This window comes from uncultured Pseudokineococcus sp. (assembly GCF_947495735.1).
GTDB lineage: Bacteria > Actinomycetota > Actinomycetes > Actinomycetales > Quadrisphaeraceae > Pseudokineococcus.
In genome coordinates this window covers 26,213-47,850 of the sequence record NZ_CANMAA010000022.1, presented here as the reverse complement: position 1 = coordinate 47,850, position 21,638 = coordinate 26,213, and the positions used below count along the sequence as shown (strand labels likewise).

Annotated in this window: 17 protein-coding genes; 8 read left to right on the top strand and 9 right to left on the bottom strand. The window is 76.7% G+C overall.

Going from position 1 to position 21,638, the window contains the following annotated elements; translation table 11 throughout:
* Nucleotides 1-183: 183 nt before the first annotated feature.
* From Q0848_RS18285 to Q0848_RS18265, 5 genes are all read left to right on the top strand, one after another.
* A complete protein-coding gene (locus tag Q0848_RS18285) occupies nucleotides 184-1,146 on the top strand; it encodes a bile acid:sodium symporter family protein (RefSeq protein ID WP_299040181.1) in 963 nt (320 codons plus the stop codon).
* A gap of 242 nt (nucleotides 1,147-1,388) precedes the next feature.
* Entirely contained in the window at nucleotides 1,389-2,627 is a 1,239-nt protein-coding gene (ilvA, locus tag Q0848_RS18280) for a threonine ammonia-lyase IlvA (protein WP_299040180.1), read from the top strand.
* A gap of 100 nt (nucleotides 2,628-2,727) precedes the next feature.
* Nucleotides 2,728-4,917, top strand: coding sequence for a diguanylate cyclase domain-containing protein (locus tag Q0848_RS18275; RefSeq protein ID WP_299040179.1), 2,190 nt, complete (start codon nucleotides 2,728-2,730; stop codon nucleotides 4,915-4,917).
* Between the two features lie 71 nt (nucleotides 4,918-4,988).
* Nucleotides 4,989-5,780: an SDR family oxidoreductase gene (locus Q0848_RS18270; RefSeq protein ID WP_299040178.1), complete on the top strand. Its 792-nt coding sequence runs from the start codon at nucleotides 4,989-4,991 to the stop codon at nucleotides 5,778-5,780.
* 128 nt (nucleotides 5,781-5,908) lie between these two features.
* The gene (locus Q0848_RS18265; RefSeq protein ID WP_299040176.1) at nucleotides 5,909-6,511 is read left to right on the top strand and encodes a hypothetical protein; all 603 of its coding nucleotides are present in this window, start codon (nucleotides 5,909-5,911) and stop codon (nucleotides 6,509-6,511) included.
* A gap of 42 nt (nucleotides 6,512-6,553) precedes the next feature.
* Here the strand turns inward: Q0848_RS18265 and Q0848_RS18260 are convergent, their stop codons facing one another.
* The 4 genes from Q0848_RS18260 to Q0848_RS18245 form a co-directional block, all read right to left on the bottom strand.
* The gene (locus tag Q0848_RS18260) at nucleotides 6,554-7,345 is read right to left on the bottom strand and encodes a VOC family protein (RefSeq protein WP_299040174.1); all 792 of its coding nucleotides are present in this window, start codon (nucleotides 7,343-7,345) and stop codon (nucleotides 6,554-6,556) included.
* 151 nt (nucleotides 7,346-7,496) lie between these two features.
* Entirely contained in the window at nucleotides 7,497-8,702 is a 1,206-nt protein-coding gene (locus Q0848_RS18255) for a glycerate kinase (RefSeq protein WP_299040172.1), read from the bottom strand.
* Nucleotides 8,699-9,823: a LacI family DNA-binding transcriptional regulator gene (locus Q0848_RS18250; RefSeq protein WP_299040169.1), complete on the bottom strand. Its 1,125-nt coding sequence runs from the start codon at nucleotides 9,821-9,823 to the stop codon at nucleotides 8,699-8,701. The genes Q0848_RS18255 and Q0848_RS18250 overlap by 4 nt, the downstream gene beginning before the upstream one ends.
* Nucleotides 9,820-11,886 (bottom strand): DUF2264 domain-containing protein, encoded by a 2,067-nt coding sequence (locus Q0848_RS18245; RefSeq protein ID WP_299040166.1) that lies wholly within the window; start codon nucleotides 11,884-11,886, stop codon nucleotides 9,820-9,822. Before Q0848_RS18245 ends, Q0848_RS18250 begins: the two co-directional genes overlap by 4 nt.
* Nucleotides 11,887-12,126: 240 nt before the next feature.
* Here Q0848_RS18245 and Q0848_RS18240 point away from each other — a divergent pair, with 240 nt between their 5' ends.
* The 3 genes from Q0848_RS18240 (at nucleotide 12,127) to Q0848_RS18230 (ending at nucleotide 15,436) form a co-directional block, all read left to right on the top strand.
* Complete coding sequence (locus Q0848_RS18240; protein ID WP_299040164.1) at nucleotides 12,127-13,284, top strand: Gfo/Idh/MocA family protein; 1,158 nt, start codon at nucleotides 12,127-12,129, stop codon at nucleotides 13,282-13,284.
* A gap of 68 nt (nucleotides 13,285-13,352) precedes the next feature.
* On the top strand, nucleotides 13,353-14,519 hold the full coding sequence (locus tag Q0848_RS18235) for a dihydrodipicolinate synthase family protein (RefSeq protein ID WP_366146676.1): 1,167 nt from the start codon (nucleotides 13,353-13,355) through the stop codon (nucleotides 14,517-14,519).
* A gap of 92 nt (nucleotides 14,520-14,611) precedes the next feature.
* Nucleotides 14,612-15,436, top strand: a complete 825-nt coding sequence (locus Q0848_RS18230; protein WP_366146675.1) for a sugar phosphate isomerase/epimerase — start codon at nucleotides 14,612-14,614, stop codon at nucleotides 15,434-15,436.
* A gap of 62 nt (nucleotides 15,437-15,498) precedes the next feature.
* Here the strand turns inward: Q0848_RS18230 and Q0848_RS18225 are convergent, their stop codons facing one another.
* From Q0848_RS18225 to Q0848_RS18205, 5 genes are all read right to left on the bottom strand, one after another.
* Nucleotides 15,499-16,497 (bottom strand): hydroxyacid dehydrogenase, encoded by a 999-nt coding sequence (locus Q0848_RS18225; RefSeq protein ID WP_299040158.1) that lies wholly within the window; start codon nucleotides 16,495-16,497, stop codon nucleotides 15,499-15,501.
* Nucleotides 16,498-16,581: 84 nt separating this feature from the next.
* Complete coding sequence (locus Q0848_RS18220; protein ID WP_299040156.1) at nucleotides 16,582-18,087, bottom strand: mannitol dehydrogenase family protein; 1,506 nt, start codon at nucleotides 18,085-18,087, stop codon at nucleotides 16,582-16,584.
* Nucleotides 18,088-18,118: 31 nt separating this feature from the next.
* Nucleotides 18,119-19,015 carry a carbohydrate ABC transporter permease gene (locus tag Q0848_RS18215; RefSeq protein ID WP_366146674.1) on the bottom strand — a complete coding sequence of 299 codons (897 nt, stop codon included), beginning with the start codon at nucleotides 19,013-19,015 and terminating at the stop codon, nucleotides 18,119-18,121.
* A complete protein-coding gene (locus Q0848_RS18210; protein WP_299040152.1) occupies nucleotides 19,012-19,974 on the bottom strand; it encodes a carbohydrate ABC transporter permease in 963 nt (320 codons plus the stop codon). The genes Q0848_RS18215 and Q0848_RS18210 overlap by 4 nt, the downstream gene beginning before the upstream one ends.
* Nucleotides 19,975-20,128: 154 nt before the next feature.
* Nucleotides 20,129-21,499: a sugar ABC transporter substrate-binding protein gene (locus Q0848_RS18205; RefSeq protein WP_299040150.1), complete on the bottom strand. Its 1,371-nt coding sequence runs from the start codon at nucleotides 21,497-21,499 to the stop codon at nucleotides 20,129-20,131.
* Between the last annotated feature and the right edge of the window lie 139 nt (nucleotides 21,500-21,638).

Sequence of the window (21,638 nt, the reverse complement as noted above, 5' to 3'; positions counted from 1 at the left end):
CCGGGGGGGGGCGTCGGGGGGGGGGGGGGGGGGGGGGGGGCGCGGCGGGCGCCCCGGGGGGGGGGGGGGCCCGCCCCCCCCCCCCGGCGGGGGGGGGGGCCCGCCCCCCCCCCCCCCCCCCCCCGGCGGTCTAGCGTCCGGCGGTCGCGACCGCGAGGGCCGGTCGCCGAGGAGGGGGAGCTCGTGGGCGTCCTGGTGCGGGTAGCGGGGTTCGTGGGCACGTGGTTCGGGCTGCTCGTCGTCGGCGGCCTCGTCGTGGGGCTGCTCGCCCCGGACGAGACCGCCACGCTGGCTCCGCGGGTGCCCCTCCTGCTCGGCGTCATCATGTTCGGGATGGGGCTCACGCTGCGGCCCCGGGACTTCGCCGTCCTCGGCCGGCGTCCCCGCGCCGTCGCGGTCGGGGTCCTCGCCCAGTACTCGGTGATGCCGCTGCTCGGCTGGGGCGTGGCGGTCCTGCTGGACCTCGACCCCCTGCTCGCGGTGGGGATGGTGCTCGTCGGCGCGTCGCCGGGCGGCACGGCGTCGAACGTCGTCGTGCACCTCGCGCGCGGCGACGTCGCCCTGTCGGTGGCCATGACCACCGTCTCGACGCTCCTGGCGCCGGTCCTCACGCCGCTGCTCGTGCTGTGGCTGGCGGGCTCGGTCCTGGAGGTGCCGGCGTCCTCGCTCGTCCTGTCCATCCTGCAGGTGGTCCTGCTCCCCGTCGTCGCCGGCGCCCTGGTGCGCCGGCTGGCGCCGGCCGCGGTGGAGCGCGCGCTGCCGCTGCTGCCCCTGCTCTCGGTGCTGGGGATCGTCGTCGTGGTCGCGGCCGTCGTGGGCGCCAACGCGGACGCCGTCCGGTCCGCCGGCCTGCTCGTCCTCCTGGCCGTGGTGGCGCACAACGTGCTCGGTCTCGCCGTCGGCCGGGTCGTCGGACGCGTGACGGGCGTGGGCGAGGCGGCCTCACGGGCCGTGACCCTCGAGGTCGGCATGCAGAACTCCGGGCTCGCCGCGGCCCTGGCGACGGCGCACTTCGCCCCGCTCGCCGCGCTGCCGGCCGCCCTCTTCTCGGTGTGGCACAACATCTCGGGCTCGGCCCTCGCCTCCTGGTGGGCGCGCCGGCCCGTCGACGCCGGGGCCCGCCCCCCGACCGCCGTCGGCGGGTGAGGTCGGCGGGCGCGCCGCCGGACCCGCCCGGCCTCCCCGCCGGCTCCGGGGCGCCCGGTCGGCGGACGCCCGGGGGCCGCCGGAGCCGGCGCGTCTAGCATCCGGCGCGCGGGCTCGACGCCCGCACGAGGTCGCCGGAGCGCCGCGGCCGCGACCGCGACCGCAGGAGCGACGCCATCGACGCCGGAGCACCCGTCCCGCCCCCCTCGCGCACGACCGGCCCCGGCGCCCCCGTGCCGCCGGTGACGGCCGACGCGGTCGAGGAGGCCGCGCGGCGCCTGGCGGGGGCGGTGCAGCGGACCCCGCTGCAGCTCTCGGCGCGCCTGTCGGAGGCCACGGGCGCGCGCGTGCACCTCAAGCGCGAGGACCTCCAGGCCGTCCGCTCCTACAAGGTCCGCGGGGCCTACAACCTCATCGCCCAGCTCTCCGAGGCCGAGCTGGCCCGGGGCGTCGTGTGCGCGAGCGCCGGCAACCACGGGCAGGGCGTCGCCGCCGCCTGCCGCGAGCTCGGCGTCCGCGGGCGCGTCGTGGTGCCGCGCACGACCCCGCGCCAGAAGCGCGAGCGGATCGCGGCCCTCGGCGGCGCCTGCGTCGAGGTCGTCGTCGTCGGCGACGTCTACGACGACGCGCTGGCCGCCACCCGCGAGGAGGCGGAGCGCACCGGCGCCGTCGTCGTCCCCGCCTTCGACGACCCGCGGACGGCCGCCGGCCAGGGCACGGTCGCGTGCGAGGTCGTCGAGCAGCTCGGCCGCGCCCCGGACGTCCTCGTCGTGCCGGTCGGCGGCGGTGGCCTGCTCGCCGGCACGGGCACGTGGATGCGCGAGCGGCACCCCGGCACCCGGCTGGTCGGCGTCGAGCCCGCGGGCGCCGCGTCCATGGCCGCGGCGGTGGCGGCGGGCCGGCCGGTGCCGCTCGTCGACGTGGAGACCTTCGTCGACGGCGCGGCCGTGCGCACCGCCGGGGCCGTGACGCTGCCGCTGGTGCGCGACAGCGGCGCCGAGCTCGTCGTGGTCCCCGAGGGGCGCGTCTGCACCGAGATGCTCCGGCTCTACCAGGTGGACGGCGTCATCGCCGAGCCCGCGGGCGCGCTGGCGAGCGCCGCCCTCGGGTCGGTGGTGGCCGTCGAGCCGGGGCAGGACGTCGTCTGCGTCCTGTCCGGCGGCAACAACGACGTCAGCCGCTACGGCGAGGTCCTCGAGCGGTCGCTGGTCCACGAGGGCCTCAAGCACTACTTCCTCGTCCAGTTCGCCCAGGAGCCCGGCGCGCTGCGGAGCTTCCTCGACGAGGTGCTGGGCCCCGACGACGACATCACGCGCTTCGAGTACGTCAAGCGCAACAGCCGGGAGACCGGGCCCGCCCTCATCGGCGTCGAGGTCGCCCGCCCCGAGGACCTCGCCCCCCTGGTGCGGCGCATGGCCGAGACGGGCCTCGACGTCGAGCGGCTGGAGCCGGGCAGCCAGGTCTTCCAGTACCTGCTCTGACCCGCCTGATCGCCCGTTCGCCCTGTTCGCGACGGACCGGGCGACTTAGGGTGTAAACCGAGCACCGCGTCGATCGCGGTCCGTGGTGAGGGGAACGTCGGTGACCCAGGTCGAGACAACGGCCATCAGGTCCGTGTACCAGCCCGTCGTGTCCCTGGGGACGCGCGCGGTGGTGGGCTACGAGGCGCTCGCCCGGGGGGCGGCGGGGTCCGAGCACGAGTCCCCGGTGGCGCTCCTACGGGCCGCCCGGGAGCAGGGACGCCTGCCGGAGGTGGAGTGGGCGTGCCGTGCGGCCGCCGTGGAGGGGGCCCTGCGGGCGCGGCTCGCCTCGCCGCTCACCCTGTTCGTCAACCTCGAGCCGGAGGTCATGACCTCTCCGCCGGCAGCCGTCCGGCACCTGGTAGAGCGCGCGGGGCGCGAGCTGCGCGTCGTCGTGGAGCTGACCGAGCGGTCGCTGGCGTGGCGGCCCGCCGACCTGCTGCGGACCGTGGCGTGGGTGCGCAGCCAGGGCTGGGGGGTCGCCGTGGACGACGTGGGCGCGGACCCGCTCTCCCTGGCCCTGATGCCGCTGCTGGAGCCCGACGTCGTCAAGCTGGACCTGGGGCTGCTGCGCCGTCGTCCCGACGCGCCCCTGGCGCAGGTCGTCGCGGCGGTGAGCGCGCACGCCGAGCGCACCGGGGCGACCGTGCTCGCCGAGGGCGTCGAGACCGAGGAGCACCTGCGGACGGCGCTGGCGATGGGCGCCACGCTGGGCCAGGGCTGGCTCTTCGGGCGCCCCGGGGACCTCGCGGCGCCGCCGCCCGCGCCGGACCGCCCGGTCGTGATGGTGCGACCGCGACGCCCGGTGGCCCCGCGCGGCAGCGTCTTCGAGGACGTGGCCGTCGGCCAGGTGGTCCAGCGGTCGACCAAGCCGCTGCTGCAGGCGATGAGCCAGCACCTGGAGGGGCAGGCGCTGGCGTGCGGTCCGATGACGGTGCTGCTGTCCTCGATCGAGGACGCGCGGTTCTTCAGCCCCGGGACCGCGGCGCGCTACCAGCAGGTGGCGGCCCGCGCCGCGCTCGTGGCGGTGCTGGGGAAGGGGATGCCGGTCGAGCCCGTCCAGGGGGTCCGGGGCGGGCTGCTGGACCCGGACGACCCGATCTGCCCCGAGTGGGCCGTGGTCGTGGTCAGCCCGCACTTCACGGGCGCGCTGGTGGCCCGCGACCTGCACGACCGCGGGAGGGCCGCGGACCGCCGCTTCGACTACGTGCTGACCTACGACCGCGAGCTCGTCCTGCGCGCGGCCACCGCGCTGCTGGGCAGGGTCGTCACGGGGTACCCGGGGGCCGCCGTCGTGCTGGGCGCCGTCCCGCCGCCGGAGGACGACGCCGGGCTGGCCGCGCCGCCGCCGCTCGTCGGGGGAGCACCGGACGTCGACTTCCGCAGCGCGTTCGAGAACGCGCCGATCGGGATGGCCGTCCTGGACACCCGGGGGGTGGTGGTGCGGTGCAACACGGCCCTGGAGCGCCTGCTGGGCCGCCCGGCCGAGCAGGTCGTCGGGGGCGACCTCTTCGGCGTCACCCACGTCGAGGACCGCGCCCGCGCCGTCGCCGCGTGCCGGTCGCTGACCGGCCCGGGGACGGTCCAGATCGCGGTGCGCTTCGTCCACGCCGACGGGGGCGTGGTGCCGGTCACGGTGACGACGTCGCGGGTGGAGGCCGACGGGGACCAGCCCGCGCAGCTGGTCATGCACGTCGAGGACGCCGCGGCGCAGCGGGCGCTGGAGGCCGAGCTGACCCACCGCGCCCTGCACGACGCCCTGACGGGCCTGCCGAACCGGGGGCTGTTCTCCGACCGGCTGGACCACGCGCTGGCGCGCGCCGCGCGGCAGGCCCGCGACACCTCGGTGCTGTTCCTGGACCTGGACGGGTTCAAGGCCGTCAACGACACCCACGGCCACCACGTCGGCGACCTCGTGCTCGTCGAGGCCGCGCACCGCGTGCAGGGCCTGCTGCGCCCGGGGGACACCGCCGCCCGCTGGGGCGGGGACGAGTTCACGGTGCTGTGCGAGGGGACCTCGCGCGCGCAGGCCGACGGGATCGCCGACCGCCTGCGGGCGGCGCTCGCGGTGCCGATGTCCGTGGCCGGTCGCTCGCTGGTGCTGCACGCCACCATCGGCACCGCCTGCGCCCAGGACGTCCCCGACGGCGCGGACGGGCCCGGCCTGCTCCGGGCGGCCGACGCCGCCATGTACGCGCTCAAGGGCGCCGGGAGCCCGGCCCCGACGACGCCCGCCCCCCGGCGGGCCTGAGCCCCACCCCGCCCCGAGGGGGTGCTCGCTCGGAGGGCGGTCGGCGGACGCCGCGCCTAGCGTGCCGGTGCATGAGCCGCACAGCGATCGTCACGGCGTCGGACTCGGGCATCGGGAAGGCGAGCGCCGTCGCGCTCGCCCGCGCCGGCTTCGACGTCGGCATCACCTGGCACGAGGACGAGCAGGGAGCCCTCGGCACGGCGGAGGAGGTCCGGGCGGCCGGTCGTCGCGCCGAGGTCGCCCGCCTGGACCTGGAGCAGCTCCCCGGGGCCGTCGACGTCGTCGACGAGCTCGCCGAGGCCCTCGGCGGCGAGCTGCGGGCCTTCGTGAGCAACGCGGGCGGCGGGAGCGGCGGGCCGTTCCTCGACCTGCCGTACGAGGAGTGGCGCACGCGCATGCGCGTCAACCTGGACGGGGCGTTCCTCGGGATGCAGCGCGCCGCGCGCCGGATGGTCGCCGCGGGCACGGGCGGGCGCATCGTCGCGGTCACGAGCGTCCACGAGCACCAGCCGCGGGTCGGCGCGGCGGACTACGTCGCGGCCAAGCACGGCCTCGGCGGTCTGGTGAAGACGGCGGCGGTCGAGCTGGGCCGTCACGGCATCACCGTCAACAGCGTGGGACCGGGGGAGGTCGCCACCCCCCTGACGGGCGCCGAGGACGTCGACCCGGCGGACGAGGCGCGCCCCGGCGTCCCTCTCGGCCGGGTGGGCAGCGCCGACGAGATGGCCGCCGTGGTCGCCTTCCTCTGCAGCGACGAGGCGTCCTACGTGACCGGTGCGTCGTTCGTCGCGGACGGGGGCATGACGCAGATGGGCCCCATGGCCGGGTCGCACCTGGGCTCGGACGACTGGCGCGACGGCTGACGAGGACCGGTCGCCGTCGTCGGACGAGGGCTGGGCCGGTCGGGTGAAGGCCCGGCGCGGGCGCCGTCGCGTCGCTAACGTCCGAGTCCCGGCGCGCCGATGTGCCGTGGCTTCGGGAGGGGTGGCACGTGGTGTCGACGAGCGGGACCAGCAGGACGACGAGCGCGGGACGAGGCCGGGGGCGGGGGCTGCGGCGGGCGGCGGGGGCGCTCCTGACGGCGGCGCTGCTCGCGGTGCCCGCGGCGGCCGGCGCGGCGCCGGCGTCCGCGGCGACGGCCTGCCGCACGGCGTGGGGCTCCGGCGAGCAGGTGGCCCTCGGTCTCGGCTCGGGCGCGGTCACGGGCGTGCGGTCCGGTCGCCACGCCTGCTTCGACCGGCTGGTCGTGGACGTCCGCGGCGAGGTCGGCGGCACCGCGGTGCTCTACGTCGACGAGGTCACCCAGGACGGCTCGGGGGCGCCGGTGCCCCTGCGCGGGGGCGCCCGGCTCCTCGTGGTCGTGGGGGCGCCCAGCCACGACGAGGACTTCCGGCCGACCTACGCACCGGCCTCCCCGCGCGAGCTGGTCGACGTGCGCGGCGCCACCACGCTGCGCCAGGTCGCCCTCGCCGGCAGCTTCGAGGGGCAGACGACCCTCGGCGTGGGCGTCCGCGCCCGGCTGCCGTTCCGCTCCTTCGTCGTGCGCGACGGCGCCACCTCGCGCGTCGTGGTGGACGTCGCCCACCGCTGGTGAGCCCCGCTCCCGCCCCGTCGGCCCGCGGCCGGGCGGGGGCGCTCAGCCCTCGACGGGCTCGTCGGGGAGGGTCATCGCGGTGAAGGCGGCGCCGTCGGGGTCGGCGAGCACGACCATCCGGCCGAACGGGGTGTCCACCGCGGGGGAGAGCACGCGCCCGCCCGAGCGCTCGGCCGCGGCGGCGGCCGCGTCGGCGTCCGGCACGCCGAAGTAGACGAGCCAGTGCGGCGGGGAGTCCTCGCCCATCATCCCGCCGATCCCCCCGAGGGGGGCGCCCGCCGGCAGCGCGAAGGTCGTGTAGTCCTCCGGCGCCATGTCCACGCCCTCGGTGCTGTAGCCGAAGAGGCCGGCGTAGAAGGCGCGCGCGATGTCCGGGGCGGGGGAGCGCAGGTCCTCCCAGACGAGGCCGCCGGGCTCGTCGACGACGCCGCAGCCGAGGTGGGTGCCCGCCTCCCACAGGGCGAAGACGGCTCCCGCGGGGTCGGCGGCGACCGCCATCCGGCCGAGGGGGCCGACGTCGCCCGGGGGCAGGAGGACCACGCCGCCGTGCTCGGGGACGGCCGCGGCGGTGGCCTCGACGTCGTCGGTGGCCAGGTACAGGGTCCAGGCGCTCGGGGAGTCGGGCTGGGTGCGCGGCCCGATGCCGGCCGCCGCGGCGCCGCGCGCGCTCGCGATGACGTAGCCGCCGTACTCCTCGTCCGACCCCTCCCCGGGCGCCGAGACGTCCCAGCCCAGGACGGCCGCGTAGAAGGCCGACGCGGCCCGCACGTCGCGGGCGGTCACGTCGACCCAGCAGGGCGTGCCGGCGGGCCAGGGGGACGTGCGCAGGGTCATGGGCCCATCAGACCGCCCGGCCCCGGCGGTGTCCAGAGCCGGTCCGCGCCGGGACCGGTCCCCGCGGCGCGCCGGCGCAGGCGCTCCAGCGCCGCGCCCGGCCGTCGGCCAGGCGCGGGCTCGGAGGCCGGGTCGCGGCGAGCGGTGCGCCTCAGGCCCCCGCCGGCCGACCCGGCCCCGAGGAGCGGACGACCAGCCGCGTGACGCGCTCGGCGAGGTCGGCGAGCAGCTCCGCGGCGTCGCGCTGGAGGTCGGCCAGCGGCGCGGCCCCCTGCGCGATGCTGAAGGCGGCGTGCACGCCGGCGGCGGCCAGGTCGGCCGCCGGGGCGTCGACGCGCCCGGCCAGGACGACGACAGCCGCTGCGGCGGAGGCGGGCTCGGCGCGCACGGCGGCGGCCACCCCGTCGACGACCTTGCCCTGCAGCGACTGGGCGTCGCAGGAGCCCTCCCCGGTCAGCACGAGGTCGGCCCCCCGTGCGAGGAGCTGCGGCAGACCGGCCTCCCCGAGGACGAGGGGTGCGCCGGGCTCCAGCTGCGCCCCGCAGACCGCCACGAGGCAGGCGGGGGCGCCCCCGGCGGCCCCGCAGCCCGGGAGGTCGGCGACGGCGGTGCCCGTGGCCTCCTCGAGCGCGCGGGCCAGCCGGGCCAGGCCGTCGTCGAGGGCCGCGACGTCGTCGGCGTCCGCCCCCTTCTGCGGCCCGTAGACGGCAGCGGCCCCGCGGGGGCCGAGCAGGGGGTTCGTCACGTCGCACGCGAGGCGCCAGCGCACGCCGCGCGCGCGGGGGTGCAGGCCGGAGAGGTCGACGCGCGCCAGGCGGGCCAGCGCTCCGCCGCCGGGCGGCAGGTCGGCGCCCGCGTCGTCGAGGAACCGCGCGCCGAGGGCGGCCAGCAGCCCGGCGCCGCCGTCCGTCGTCGCGCTGCCGCCCAGGCACAGCACGACCTCCTGCGCACCGGCGTCGAGCGCCTCGACGAGCAGCGCGCCGGTGCCGAGCGTCGTCGCCTCGCGAGGGCGCGCCGGGAGGTCCGCGACGCCGGGCAGGCCGCTGGCGGAGGCGATCTCGACGACGGCGGTCGACCCGTCGGGCGAGAGCGCCCACGCCGCGGTGCAGGGCCGGCCGAGGGCGTCGGTCGTGGCGCTCTCGCGCAGGCGCGCCCCCCAGGCGTCCGCCAGGCACTCGGCGGTGCCCTCCCCCCCGTCGGCGACCGGCACGACGGCGACGTCGGCGGTCGGGTCCGCGGCGCGGACGCCGGCGGCGACGGCCTCCCCGGCCTCGCGCGTGCTCAGCGAGCCCTTGAAGGAGTCCACGGCCACGACGACGCGCAGGGGGCGGGGGCCTCCGGAGGTCCGCGCGCTCACGAGGAGGGCCGGCCGGTCGTGAGGTCGGGCGTGCTGGCGCGCAGCACGACCTCGCCGTCCACGTGGACGGTGCGCGGGCTCGCGGCGCGCTCCTGGAGCAGGAGGTGGACGGCCTGCTCGCCGATGCCCTGCAGGGGCAGTCGCACCGTCGTGAGCGCGGGGGTGACGTCGCGCAGGGTGGAGATGTCGTCGAAGCCGGCCACGGCCACGGCCCCGGGCAGGTCGACGCCGCGCTCGCGCAGGGCGGCCATGGCTCCGACGGCCATCACGTCGTTGACGGCGAAGACGCACCCCCGCGCGAACCCGGCGTCCAGGAGGCTGAGCATCGCGGCGTGCCCGCCGTCGCGCGTGAAGTCGCCGTGGACGACGAGCTCGTCCTGCACCTGGGCGCCCGCCGCGGACGCGCCGGCGCGGAAGCCCGCCAGCCGGTCCCGGGCGGTGAGCAGGCCGGGAGGGCCGGCGAGGACGGCGAAGCGGCGGTGGCCGAGCCCGACCAGCGCCCGCGCCAGGTCCCCGGCGCCGCGCTCGTTCTGCAGCACCACCGTGTCCACCGGGATCGACTCCTGGCTCACCAGGACGGCGCGGCCCCCCGCGGCCTCGAAGGCGGCCACCTCCTCGGCCAGGCGCGCCTGCACCGGCGCCTCGCCCGTCCGCGACCCGACGACGACGACGGCGCTGGCGCGCTGGCCGCGCAGCGCGGCCACGTGCTGGGCCTCCTTGACGGGGTCGCGGCCGGTCGTGCCGATCGTCACGACGAGGCCGCGCTCCTCGGCCGCGCGCACCACCCCGGCCGCCATCGTGGAGAAGTAGGGGTCCGCGATGTCGTGCACCACCAGCCCCACGACGCTCGTCCGCCCGCGGGCCATGGCCTGGGCGGGGCCGTTGGCGCTGTAGCCCAGCGAGGCCGCCGCCGCGAGGACGCGGTCGTGCAGGTCCGGCCGCACCTTGCGCGCGCTGCCGTTGACGGCGCGGGAGGCGGTCGCCAGCGAGACGCCGGCGGCGCGCGCGACGTCGCTGAGCGTGACCGCGGCCGCGCGCTCCGTGCGCGACGCCGGGGTGGCCGGAGGTGCGGACGGGTCGTCGGCGGCGTCGCCGGGCGCGGCCGTGCGGGTCTCGGTCATGGCACCTCCAGGGAAGACCGGGCCCCACCGTCCCAGAGGACCCCCAGGTGCCGCCCGTCCGACCGGATCTCGGGCGGGGCCTCCGAGGTGCCCGCTCCCGCCAGCCCCACCACGGCCACGACGAGCGCCGCCGTCCCGTCGAGCGGGACCTGGACCCACGGCACGGCCACGTGCTCCCCGAGCGGGGAGGTGCCGGACTCGCGGTGGACGCCGCAGCGAGCGCCCGTCGGGGAGCCCTCCGCCGCGGGGAGCGCCAGGTGCACCGACGACGACAGGCCCCCGGCGCTGGCGGACGCCGCCCGGCCCTGCGCGCCCCCCGGGGGCGTCCGGTCCTCGGCGCCCGGGACCTCCGGGCCGGCGACGGGCCAGCCGCCGACCCGCAGCGCGGGGGCCGGCTCGTCGTCGGCCCCCCGCGGGGCGACGGCGACGACGCGCACCTCCCAGGCGCCGCGGACCAGCGAGGTGGTCGTGACCCGGGGTCCCCAGCGCACGCGGCCGGGGAGGCCGCTCGCGTGGTCGGGCGCCGCGGGGTCGACGCCGTCGACCCAGTGGGCGCGCACCGACGAGCTCCCGCGCAGCGCGACGCCGTCGTCGAGGAGGTCGCCCGTGACCATGCCGCTGCGGTGGCTGGGCGCCCCGGCCGCGTCGAGCAGGGCGGCGGTGGAGTCCACGGGCGCCGTGGTGGTCGGCCCGGTGAGGGGCGGCGCCGTGGCCGTGGAGTACCCGAGCCGGGCGTACAGCGGCGCCTCGGTGCGCTCGTCACCGGGGAGGGCGTGGTCGGTGCCGTGGTTGAGGACGCGGACGACGCCGTCGGCGCGGGTGCCGCTGACGAGCCACCCGGGCGCCCGGACGAGCCGGCGGACGTCGCCCTCCTCGACGGGCAGCGGCTCCTCGACGTCGGTCCAGGCGGGGTGGTCGGCGGGCAGCGCGAGCCCGGAGAAGCCCGTCGACGCCCAGTACGTCGACCCGGGCCCGGTGTAGGACTGCTTCATCACCGGGAAGGCGCCGTGCCAGCCGAGGGACAGCAGGCCTCGCTCGTCGAGGCAGCCGGAGCCCAGGAAGTGCTGCAGCTGCCCCGTGGCCGCCCGTCGCAGGAGGCCCGGCGGGAGGTCCCCGGCCCCGGTGGCGGCTCCCGTCCAGAGGGAGGCCGCGGTCATCCGGTAGACGAGGCTGCGTCCCTGCACCAGCGGGGACCCGTCGGCGCCCTGGAGGGCGAGGACGTCGGCGAGGTAGCGGCCGAGACGCCGGCGCCACACCTCCTCCGCGGCGGTGCCGTCGGGGAGCCGCGCGGCCTCGAGCAGGTGCGGGGCGGTGCGGCGGGCCTGGTCGACCCACAGGTGCGGGTGGTGGTGCAGCACCCAGTCGCCGTAGTGGTCGAAGGCGCGCTCGCCGCCGTCGGACGTCCAGCCGTCCGCCCGCGCGAGCTGCTCGTGCAGGGCCAGCGTCCCCGCGAGCCCCTCGGGCGGCACGTCGCGCCCCTCGGCCACGAGGAGCGTCTCCACGACGGTGCGGAACCAGACCCAGTTGCTGTCGGGGTACCAGGCGCCCACGCAGGTCTGGAACCAGTCGAGCACCTGCTCGTGCTCCCGGGGCGCCAGCCGGTCGAGGAGCCACGGGCGGGAGAGGTCGAGGGCGACGGCGAGCGAGGCCGCCTCCACCCGCGCCTGGGGCACCTCGTCGGGGCGCGGCCAGCGCGTGGGGCTCCGCGGGTCGGTGCCCGCCACGAGGCCCTCGCGGTACCAGTCCATCAGGCCGTGGGGGTCCTCGCCGCCCTCCCCGCGGACGCGCAGCGCCGCGAGCACCAGGGAGCGGGCGAACGCCTCCAGCGCGTCGCTCGCCGGGCCCGCGCCCGACGGCGGGCCGGGGAGCGCGAAACCCGCCCGGTCCGCCGTGGCGAAGGGTCGCAGGGCGAGCAGCACGCGGTCGGCCACGGCCGCCCAGTGCTCGCGTCCCCAGCCGGTGCGCGGCGAGCGCGCCCAGTCCGGCGCGGGCAGGTCCGTCCCCGCGCGGGCCCGCGCGGCGGCCTCCCGGCTCGCCGCCCCTCGCTCGTGCCCTCGGTCCACGTCGCCCTCCGCTCCTCGTGCCGCTGCGCGTCGCCTCGCCACGACGCCCCGTCGGCCGCCCGTCGCGAGCTCCCGTCCGCCGCGACTCGTCCTTGACGGCGCCACGACGGGCTGCCTACAGTCAGGAAAGCGCTATCCAAGCACGTCGGGCCGCCGCAGGGGCGGTGCCGCCCACCCACCTCGGTCGCCGCCGCCGGAGGCGGCGCCGCGAGCACTGCGCGTCGTCCCAGGAGGCCAACGATGTCCACCCGAAACCGCACGCTGCGCATCGCCATGAGCGGTGTCACCGGCCGCATGGGCTACCGCCAGCACCTCGTGCGCTCGATCCTCCCGATCCGCGAGGCCGGTGGCGTGGTCGCCCCCGACGGCAGCCGCGTGCAGGTCGAGCCCGTGCTCGTGGGGCGCAACGAGGACAAGCTGCGCGAGCTGGCCGCGCGCCACGACGTCGAGCACTGGACGACGGACCTCGACGGCGTCGTGACCGACCCCGCGGTCGACGTCTACTTCGACGCCCAGGTCACCTCCCGGCGCGCCGCGGCCCTGACGGCCGCCATGAAGGCCGGCAAGCACGTCTACACGGAGAAGCCGACCGCCGAGACGCTGGACGAGGCGGTCGACCTCGCCCGCCTGGCGATGACGACGGGCGTCACCGTCGGCGTCGTGCACGACAAGCTCTACCTGCCGGGCCTGGTCAAGCTGCGCCGCCTCGTCGACGAGGGCTTCTTCGGCCGGATCCTGTCCCTGCGGGGGGAGTTCGGGTACTGGGTCTTCGAGGGCGACGGCCAGGCGGCCCAGCGCCCGAGCTGGAACTACCGCGCCGAGGACGGCGGCGGCATCACCGTCGACATGTTCTGCCACTGGAACTACGTGCTCGAGGGGATCCTCGGCAAGGTCGAGACGGTGACGGCGCGGACGGCCACCCACATCCCCACGCGCTGGGACGAGCAGGGCGCCGAGTACGCGGCCACGGCCGACGACGCCGCCTACGGCATCTTCGACCTCGAGGGCGGCGTCGTCGCCCAGATCAACTCCTCGTGGGCCGTGCGCGTGCACCGCGACGAGCTCGTGGAGTTCCAGGTGGACGGCACCCACGGCTCGGCCGTCGCCGGCCTCAACCGGTGCGTGGCGCAGCACCGCTCGCACACCCCGATGCCCGTGTGGAACCCGGACCTCCCCGTCACCGAGCCGTTCCGCGACCAGTGGCTCGACGTCCCGGCCAACGCCGACCTCGACAACGGGTTCAAGCGGCAGTGGGAGGAGTTCCTCCTCGACGTCGCCGCGGGGCGCCCGCACCGCTACGACCTGCTGTCGGCCGCCCGCGGCGTCCAGCTGGCCGAGCTCGGCCTGCGCAGCTCGGCGGAGGGCCGCCGCCTCGAGGTGCCGGAGATCGTCCTGTGAGCGCGCTCGACGAGCGGACGACCGCCACCGCCGCGCCGCTGGGCGAGCGCGCCGGCAGCGGCGTCGTGCTGGCCCTGCCCGACGCCGCGGGGGAGCTCGTGCGCCACGAGCTGCGCGAGCCGGTGCGCTGGACCCGGCCGGACGGCCCGCCCGCCTCGCGCCGCGTCTACGCGGCGGCGCACGTGGTGCCGCCGGGCACGGCCGACAACGTCCCGGGCGCCCCGGCGGCGGTCGACTGGGACTCGACGCTGGCGTACCGGCACGAGATCTGGTCCCACGGGCTCGGGGTCGCGGACGCCATGGACACCGCTCAGCGCGGCGCCGGCCTGGACTGGGCCGCCGTGCAGGAGCTGGTGCGGCGCTCGGCGGCCGAGGCCGCCTCCGTCGGCGGGCTCATCGCCTGCGGCGCCGGCACCGACCAGCTCGACCTGGCGTCCCTGCCGTCGGGCCGCGCCGGGGTCCGCGCCGTCCTCGACGCCTACCGCGAGCAGGTGGAGCTCGTCGCCGGCGCGGGGGCCACCGTCATCCTCATGGCCTCCCGGGCGCTGGCGCGGGTGGCGCAGGGCCCGCAGGACTACCTCGACGTCTACGGGACGCTCCTCGAGGAGGCCGCGGCGCCCGTCGTCCTGCACTGGCTGGGCCCCATGTTCGACCCGGCGCTGTCCGGCTACTGGGGCAGCGACGACGTCGCGACGGCGTCGGACCTCGTGCACGAGCTCATCGCGGCGCGGTCGGACAAGGTCGACGGCATCAAGATGTCTCTCCTGGACGCCGAGCCCGAGAAGGTGCTGCGCGCGCGGCTGCCCGAGGGCGTGCGCATGTACACCGGCGACGACTTCAACTACCCCGAGCTCGTCGTCGGCGACGAGAGCGGGCGCTCCGACGCCCTGCTCGGCATCTTCGCCGCGATCTACCCGGCGGCCTCGGAGGCGCTGCAGGCCCTCGACGCCGGGGACGACGCCCGCGCCCTGGCCCTGCTCGAGTCCACGCAGGAGCTGGGGCGGCACGTGTTCGCGGCCCCGACGTCCTCCTACAAGACGGGGATCGCCTTCCTGTCCTGGCTCAACGGGCACCAGCCGGCGTTCGCGATGGTCGGGGGGATGCACGCGGCCCGCTCGGTGCCGCACCTGGCCCGCACCCTGGTGCTCGCCGACGAGGCGGGGCTGCTGCGCGACCCGGCGCTGGCCGCCACGCGCATGCGCTCGCTGCTCGCGGTCGCGGGGGTGGACGCGTGAGCGCCCCGACCGCGGGCGCGCAGGGGACCGGCGTCCCGGCCGCGCGGGGGGCGGCCGGGACGCCGGGCTCACCCGTCGGGGACCTCGCGCGGCTGTCGCTGAACACGGCGACGACGAAGCGGTGGAGCCTCGCCGAGGCCGTCGACGGCGCCGCGCGGGCGGGCCTGCCCGCCGTCGGGCTCTGGCGCGACCGCGTCGAGGAGGCCGGCCTGGAGCGCGCGGCCCGCCTCGTGCGCGACGCGGGGCTGCGGGTCTCGAGCCTGTGCCGCGGCGGGTTCCTCACGGCCGCCGACGCCGACGGGCGGGCGGCGGCGCTGGAGGACAACCGCCGCGCCGTCGAGGAGGCGGCGACGCTGGGGACGCGCGACCTCGTCATGGTGCTCGGAGGGCTGCCCGAGGGCAGCCGAGACCTGGCGGGCGCCCGCGCCCGCGCGGCCGACGCCCTGGCCGAGCTCGTCCCGACCGCCCGTGAGCACGGCGTCCGGCTGCTGCTCGAGCCCCTGCACCCCATGTACTGCGCGGACCGCGCGGTGCTCTCCACGCTCGACCAGGCCCTCGACGCGGCGGGCCCGCACCCCGCCGAGGACGTCGCCGTCGTCGTCGACACCTTCCACGTCTGGTGGGACCCCGCGCTGGAGGCGGCCGTCGCCCGGGCCGGCCGCGAGGGCCGGCTCGCGAGCTACCAGGTGTGCGACTTCCTCGTCCCGATCGCCGAGGACCCGCTCCTGTCCCGCGGGATCATGGGCGACGGCGTCGTGGACTTCGGCCCCGTCAGCCGCTGGGTGGCGCAGGCCGGCTACACCGGCGACGTCGAGGTGGAGGTCTTCAACGCGGAGGTCTGGGCGACCGACGGGCACGAGGTGCTGCGGCGCGTCGTCGAGCGCTACCGCGAGCTCGTCCTGCCCCACCTGGGCTGAGCGCCAGCGGCCCCAGCCCTACCCGGCGTCGGTGCGGCGCCCTCCGGCCGCGCGGGCGCCGGTCAGGCCAGCCGGTCGTAGGTCTCGGCCGTGACCGGGCGCAGCAGGGGCAGGCCCGCGGCGAGCCGCTCGACCTCCTCGACGGCGCCGTCGCCGAGCCGCAGCAGCTCGCTGCCCAGCGCCCCGGCGACGTGCGGCGTCAGGAGGACGTCGGGCAGGTCCCACAGGGGGGAGGTCGGCTCCGGCACCTCCGGCTCCGTGACGTCGAGCACGGCCGAGATGCGACCGGCGACGAGCTCGCGGACGAGCGCGCCCTCCTCGACGAGCGCGCCGCGCGCGGTGTTGACGAGGGCGGCGCCGTCGCGCAGCAGCCCCAGGCGGCGGGCGTCGAGCATGCCGCGGGTCGAGGGCAGCAGGGGCGCGTGGAGGCTCACGACGTCGCTCGTGCGCAGGAGGTCGTCGAGGTCGAGCAGCTCGGCGCCCAGCTCGCGCGCCTCCTCCGCGTCCAGGGTCGGGTCCGCGAGGACGACCTCGACGTCGAAGGGGCGCAGCAGCTCCAGCAGGCGGCGCCCGACGACCGAGGCGCCCACGACCCCCACGCGGCGCGCGTGCACCCCGTGGTCCGACAGCAGCTCCCGCACGTCGAGGGGGCCGCGCGCCTCCCGGTAGCGGCTCCGGGCCAGCAGCACGCCCTTGAGCGAGAGCAGGATGGTCGCGAGCGCGTACTCGGCCACGGGGAGCGCGTTGAGCCGAGCCTGGCTGGAGACCAGCAGGCCGCGCCCGACCGCGCCGCGCGTGACGACGGGCCGGACCGAGCCCGCGCTGTGCACGACGGCGCGCAGAGCCGGCGCTGCGGCGAGGACCTCCTCGTCCAGGAGGTCCGTGCCCCAGCCGGTGACCAGGACGTCCGCCCGGGCGAGAGCGGATGCCGCAGCCGGGGACCGGTGGTCCTCGGGCGTGGGGTGGACGTCCACCTCGCCGACGGCGCTGAGCCGCTCACGGGCGGCGGGGGTGAGGAAGCGCCGGGGCAGCGGCTCGGGCAGGGCCAGGAGGATGCGCACGCCCGCAGGCTAGGAGAGCGCTTGCCGCGCAGGGAGGACCGCACCCGTCGCCGCCCCGGGGAGGGCCGCGACGGGTGCGACGGGTCAGGCTCGGGCGCCGGCCAGGTGCTCCTCGAGCGTCGTCCGCGCGCCCTCGGCGTGCAGCGACGCCAGCGCCGCGCGGTACGGCGTCGTGAAGGCCTCCTGCTCGGCGAGGTCGCCGAAGAGGTCCTCGTCGCGCAGGAACGCGAGGTCGTCGCCCTCGAGCTGGGCGCGAGCCGCCGCGGTGCGCCCCTCGGCGTCCGCGTCGACGACCTCGATCGGCTCGCCCTGCTCGTCGACGCCCTCGGCGTAGCGGGCCCACGCGGCGACGACCAGCGCGGCGTGCGCGACCGAGCGGCCGGCCTCGAGGTTCTCGCGCACGACCGGCAGCAGCCAGGTGGGGATGCGGTTGCTGCTGTCCGCGCACAGGCGCGCGAGCGTGTCGCGCACCTCCGGGTTCGCGAACCGCTCGACGAGCCCCGGCTTGTAGGCGTCGAGGTCCACGCCCGGCACCGGGTCGAGCGTCGGCGTCGCCTCCTCGTCCATGTAGGCGAGCAGGAAGCGCGCGAACAGGTCGTCCTGGCAGACCTCGTGGGCGTAGCGGTGGCCCGCCAGGTAGCCGAGGTAGCACAGCGCCTGGTGGCTCGCGTTGAGCAGGCGCAGCTTCATCAGCTCGTAGGGGTGGACGTCGTCGACGACCTGCACGCCGACGCGCTCGTAGGGCGGGCGGCCCGAGCCGAAGCGGTCCTCCAGGACCCACTGGACGAAGGGCTCGCACACCACGGGCCACGCGTCCTGGACGCCGAACCGCTCGGCGACGGCGGCCCGGTCCTCGTCCGTCGTCACGGGCGTGATGCGGTCCACCATCGAGTTGGGGAAGGGCACCTCGGCCTCCACCCAGTCCGCCAGGTCGCCGCCGGTGCGCTCCTCGCGCTCCCGGGCGTAGGCGGTGATCATCCTGTGCGCCACGTCGCCGTTGCCCTGGATGTTGTCGCAGGACATGACCGTGAAGGCGGGCACGCCGCGCTCGCGGCGGCGGCGCAGGGCCTCGGTGATGAGGCCGAACGTCGTCTGCGGGGCGGCGTCGCCGGTCAGGTCGGCCTGCAGCCGCGGGTCGCGGGTGTCGAGCTCCCCCGTGACCGGGTGCACGTGGTAGCCGCCCTCGGTGACCGTCAGCGAGACGACGCGGACGGCCGGGTCGGCCATCTTCTCCAGGACGGCCTCGGGGTCCGCCGGGGCGAAGAGGTACTCGGAGATCGAGCCGACGACGCGCGGCTCGTACGTGCCGTCGGGGTGCTTGAGGACCAGGGTGTAGAGGCGGTCCTGCGCCGCCATGATCTCGGCCATCCGCTCGTCGCCCGGCAGGACGCCGACGCCGCAGATGCCCCAGTCGAGGGCCTCGCCCTGCTCCATGAGCCGGTCGAGGTACATGGCCTGGTGCGCCCGGTGGAAGCCGCCCACCCCGAAGTGGACGATCCCCGTGCGCACCGCGCCGCGGTCGTAGGACGGCACGGGCAGCGACGGGTCGAGCGAGCCGAGGTCCTTCGCGGACAGCGGGGTCGGGCTCATCGAGCGGCCTCCTGGCGGGTGCGGGAGCGGGTCACTTGACGGCGCCGAGCGAGAGGCCCTGGACGAGCTTGTCCTGGGCGGCGAAGCCGGCGATCAGCACGGGCAGGGAGACGACCGTCGCGGCCGCGCAGACCTGGGCCAGGAAGAGCCCCTGGCTCGTCACGAAGCTCGTGAGGAAGACGGGAGCCGTGCCGGCGACGACGCCGGTCAGGGACCGCGCGAGGAGCAGCTCCTGCCAGCTGAAGATGAAGCAGATGAGCGCGGTGGCGGCGATGCCCGGCATCGCCACCGGGGCGACGACGCTGCGCAGCGTGCGGATCAGCCCGGCGCCGTCCAGCTGCGCCGCCTCGAGCATCTCCACCGGCACCTCGGCGAGGAACGAGCGCATCATCCACACCGCGATCGGCAGGTTCATCGCCGTGTACAGGGCGATGAGCAGGCCGATCTGGTCGAGCGCGCCGGTCGTGACGGCGAAGAGGTAGAGCGGCAGCACGGCGGCGACGATCGGCAGGAAGCGGGTCGACAGCAGGAAGAACAGGACGTCCGACCACCGCTTGACCGGCCGGATCGAGAGCGCGTACGCCGCCGGGATCGACAGCGCGAGCACGAGCAGCGTCGAGACCACGGACGCCGTCGCCGAGTTGATCAGGGCGGGCCAGGCGTTGCTGCTGCCGAAGAAGCTGCGGTAGCCGTCGAGGGTGAGCGGGGCGAGCAGCGACGGCGGGTTCGTCGCGGCGTCCACCTCGCGGTGCAGGGACGTCAGCACCATCCACAGCGCCGGGGTGGCGAACAGCAGGCCCACGGCCCACGCCGCCACCCCCCACAGCGGGTTCGGTCGGTTGAGCTTCGAGTGCTTGCGGTAGGTCTGCCGCGGCGGGGCGGCGTCGGCCGCGGCGGCCGTGGTGGAGGGGGCGGTGGCAGCCATCAGCTGTCCTCCTTCAGGAGCGACGAGGCCGAGCGCAGGGCGAAGGTGGCGACGACGATCGTGCCGATCACGACGATGACGCCCTGGGCGGCGGCGAGCCCGTAGTCCTGCCGCACGAAGAACGTCTGGTAGATCGTGTACGGCAGGTTGGCCGTGCCGAGCGCACCTGACGTCATCGTGAAGACGGCGTCGAAGTTCTGGACGATGAAGATCGCCCCGAGCGTGGCGCCCAGGTCGATGTAGCGGCGCAGGTGCGGCAGCGTGATGTACCGGAACGCCTGGAAGGGGCTGGCGCCGTCCATCTTGGCCGCCTCGAAGGCGTCGGCCGGCCGGCTCTGCAGGCCCGCCAGCAGGATCAGCATCATGAACGGCGTCCACTGCCAGATCAGGGCCAGCTCGATGGAGATCAGCGGGTACTGCGTCAGCCAGGCCACCTGTGGCGGGCTCGAGGACCCGAACAGCCCCCACACCCAGGTCAGGACGCCGTTGACGAGCCCGTAGCTGGGGTTGAGGATCGCGTGCTTCCACAGCAGCGCCGCGGCGACCGGCACGACGAGGAACGGCGCGATCATCAGGGTGCGCACGGCGCCGCGGCCGAAGAACTGGCGGTCCAGCAGCAGGGCGATGAGCAGGCCCAGCACGAGGCTGACGCCGACGACGACCACCGTGAGCACGATGGTCGTGACGACGGACGAGCGCAGGTTCGCGTCGGTGAAGACCTGCGCGTAGTTGCTGAAGCCGGCGAAGCCGCGCTCGTCCGGCCGCAGCGCGTTCCAGCTGATGAACGAGATGACGATGGTCGTGGCGAACGGCAGCTGCGTCATGACGACGATGAACACCAGCGCCGGCACGAGGGGGGCGCGGCGGACCCAGCCGGCCTTGCGTGAGGCGGCGCGCTGCTGCTGCGGTGGGGGCTCGGCAAGGACGGTCCGCTGCTGCGGCGTCGTCTCGCTGACGCTCATGGGCTCTCCTGCGGGGGCCTGGGGGGCGGTGGACGGCGAGCGGTCGCGGGGTGCGCGCGCCGCCGGGGGAGCGCCCCGCCGAGGGGCGCGGGACCGGCCCCGCTGCGGCGGCGGGGCCGGTCCGGCTCAGGACCCGGAGGTCATGTGCAGGGCGTCACTTGTAGTTGTCGGCGACGGCCTGGGCCGCCTCCTGGCCCCGGTCGAGCGACTCCTGGACCGTGCCCTGCCCGGCGATGTTGGAGCTGATGTCCTGCGAGATCGTCGTGGCGAGGTCGGCGAACTCCGGGATGGCGACGAACTGGATGCCCGGCGCCGGCCGCGGCTGCACGCCCGGGTCGTTCGGGTTCGCCGAGGAGATGGCGGCCTCGGTGGCCTCGGCGAAGGCGCCGGCGACCTCGAGGTACTCCTCGTTCTCGTAGGTCGAGGCGCGCTTGCCGGCGGGGACGCTGGACCAGCCGATCTCGGCGCCGACGAGCTCCTCGTACTCCTGGCTGGAGGCCCAGGAGATGAACTCCCACGCGGCGTCCTGCTTCTCCGACGCCGCCTGGATGCCCCAGGCCCACGAGTAGATCCACCCGGCGGACTCGGTCTCGACGACCGGCGCCGGGGCGTAGCCGATGCTCCCGGCGACGGGGGAGCCCTCCGCCTCGAGGGAGCCGGCGGCCGACGTCGCGTCGTACCACATGGCCGTGCCGCCCTGGGTCATGGCGTTGAGGCACTCGGTGAAGCCGGCCTGGGCGGCGCCCGCCTCGCCGTGCTGCTGGACGAGGTCGACGTAGAACTGCGTGGCCTCGACGAACTCGGGGGAGTTGACCTGGGCGTTCCAGTCGGCGTCGAACCACGTGCCGCCGAAGGTGTTGACGACCGTGGTCAGCGGCGCGAAGACCTGGCCCCACCCGGGCAGGCCGCGCAGGCAGATGCCGCGGGTGCCGTTCGGGTCGTCGATCTGGGCGGCGAGGTCGGCCACCTCCTGCCAGGTCGGCTGCTCCGGCATGGTCAGCCCGGCCTGCTCGAAGAGGTCGGTGCGGTACATGAGGAACGAGGACTCGCCGTAGAAGGGCTCGGCGTAGATCTCGCCGTCCGAGCCCGTCAGCCCCGCCGAGATGGGCTCGAGGATGTCGTCCTGGGCGAAGTCCGCGTCCTGCTCGGCGTAGTCGCTCAGCGGGGCGAGCCAGCTGTTCTCGGAGAAGAACGGCACCTCGTAGTTGCTGATGGTCGCGACGTCGTACTGGGCGGCCTGCTGCGAGAAGTCCTGCGCGATCAGGGCGCGGACGTCGTTCTCCGGCTGGACCGTGAACTGGACCTCGATCCCGGTCTCCTCGGTGAAGTGCTCCGCCGTCAGCTGCTGGAGGTCCTCCATCTGCGGGTTGTTGACCATGATCACGCTGATGCTGTCGGCGGTGCCGTCGGTGCTGCCTCCGCCGCCACCGCCGCCACCTCCGCCCGCGCCGCCGCACGCCGTGCTGGCGAGGGCGACCGTCGAGAGAGCGGCGAGCGCGAGGGGGGCACGTCGTCGTGCGGTCATGCGGTCGTGTCCTTCCGGAGCAGGGGGAGGGCCGTGGTCGCTCGCCGGGAGGCACGTCCTCGTGCCGGCGTCGCCGTGGGCGGCGCCGGGCGCCGCGTGCAGCAGATGAGACCGGGCGCGACCCCCGGCCGTCAAGACC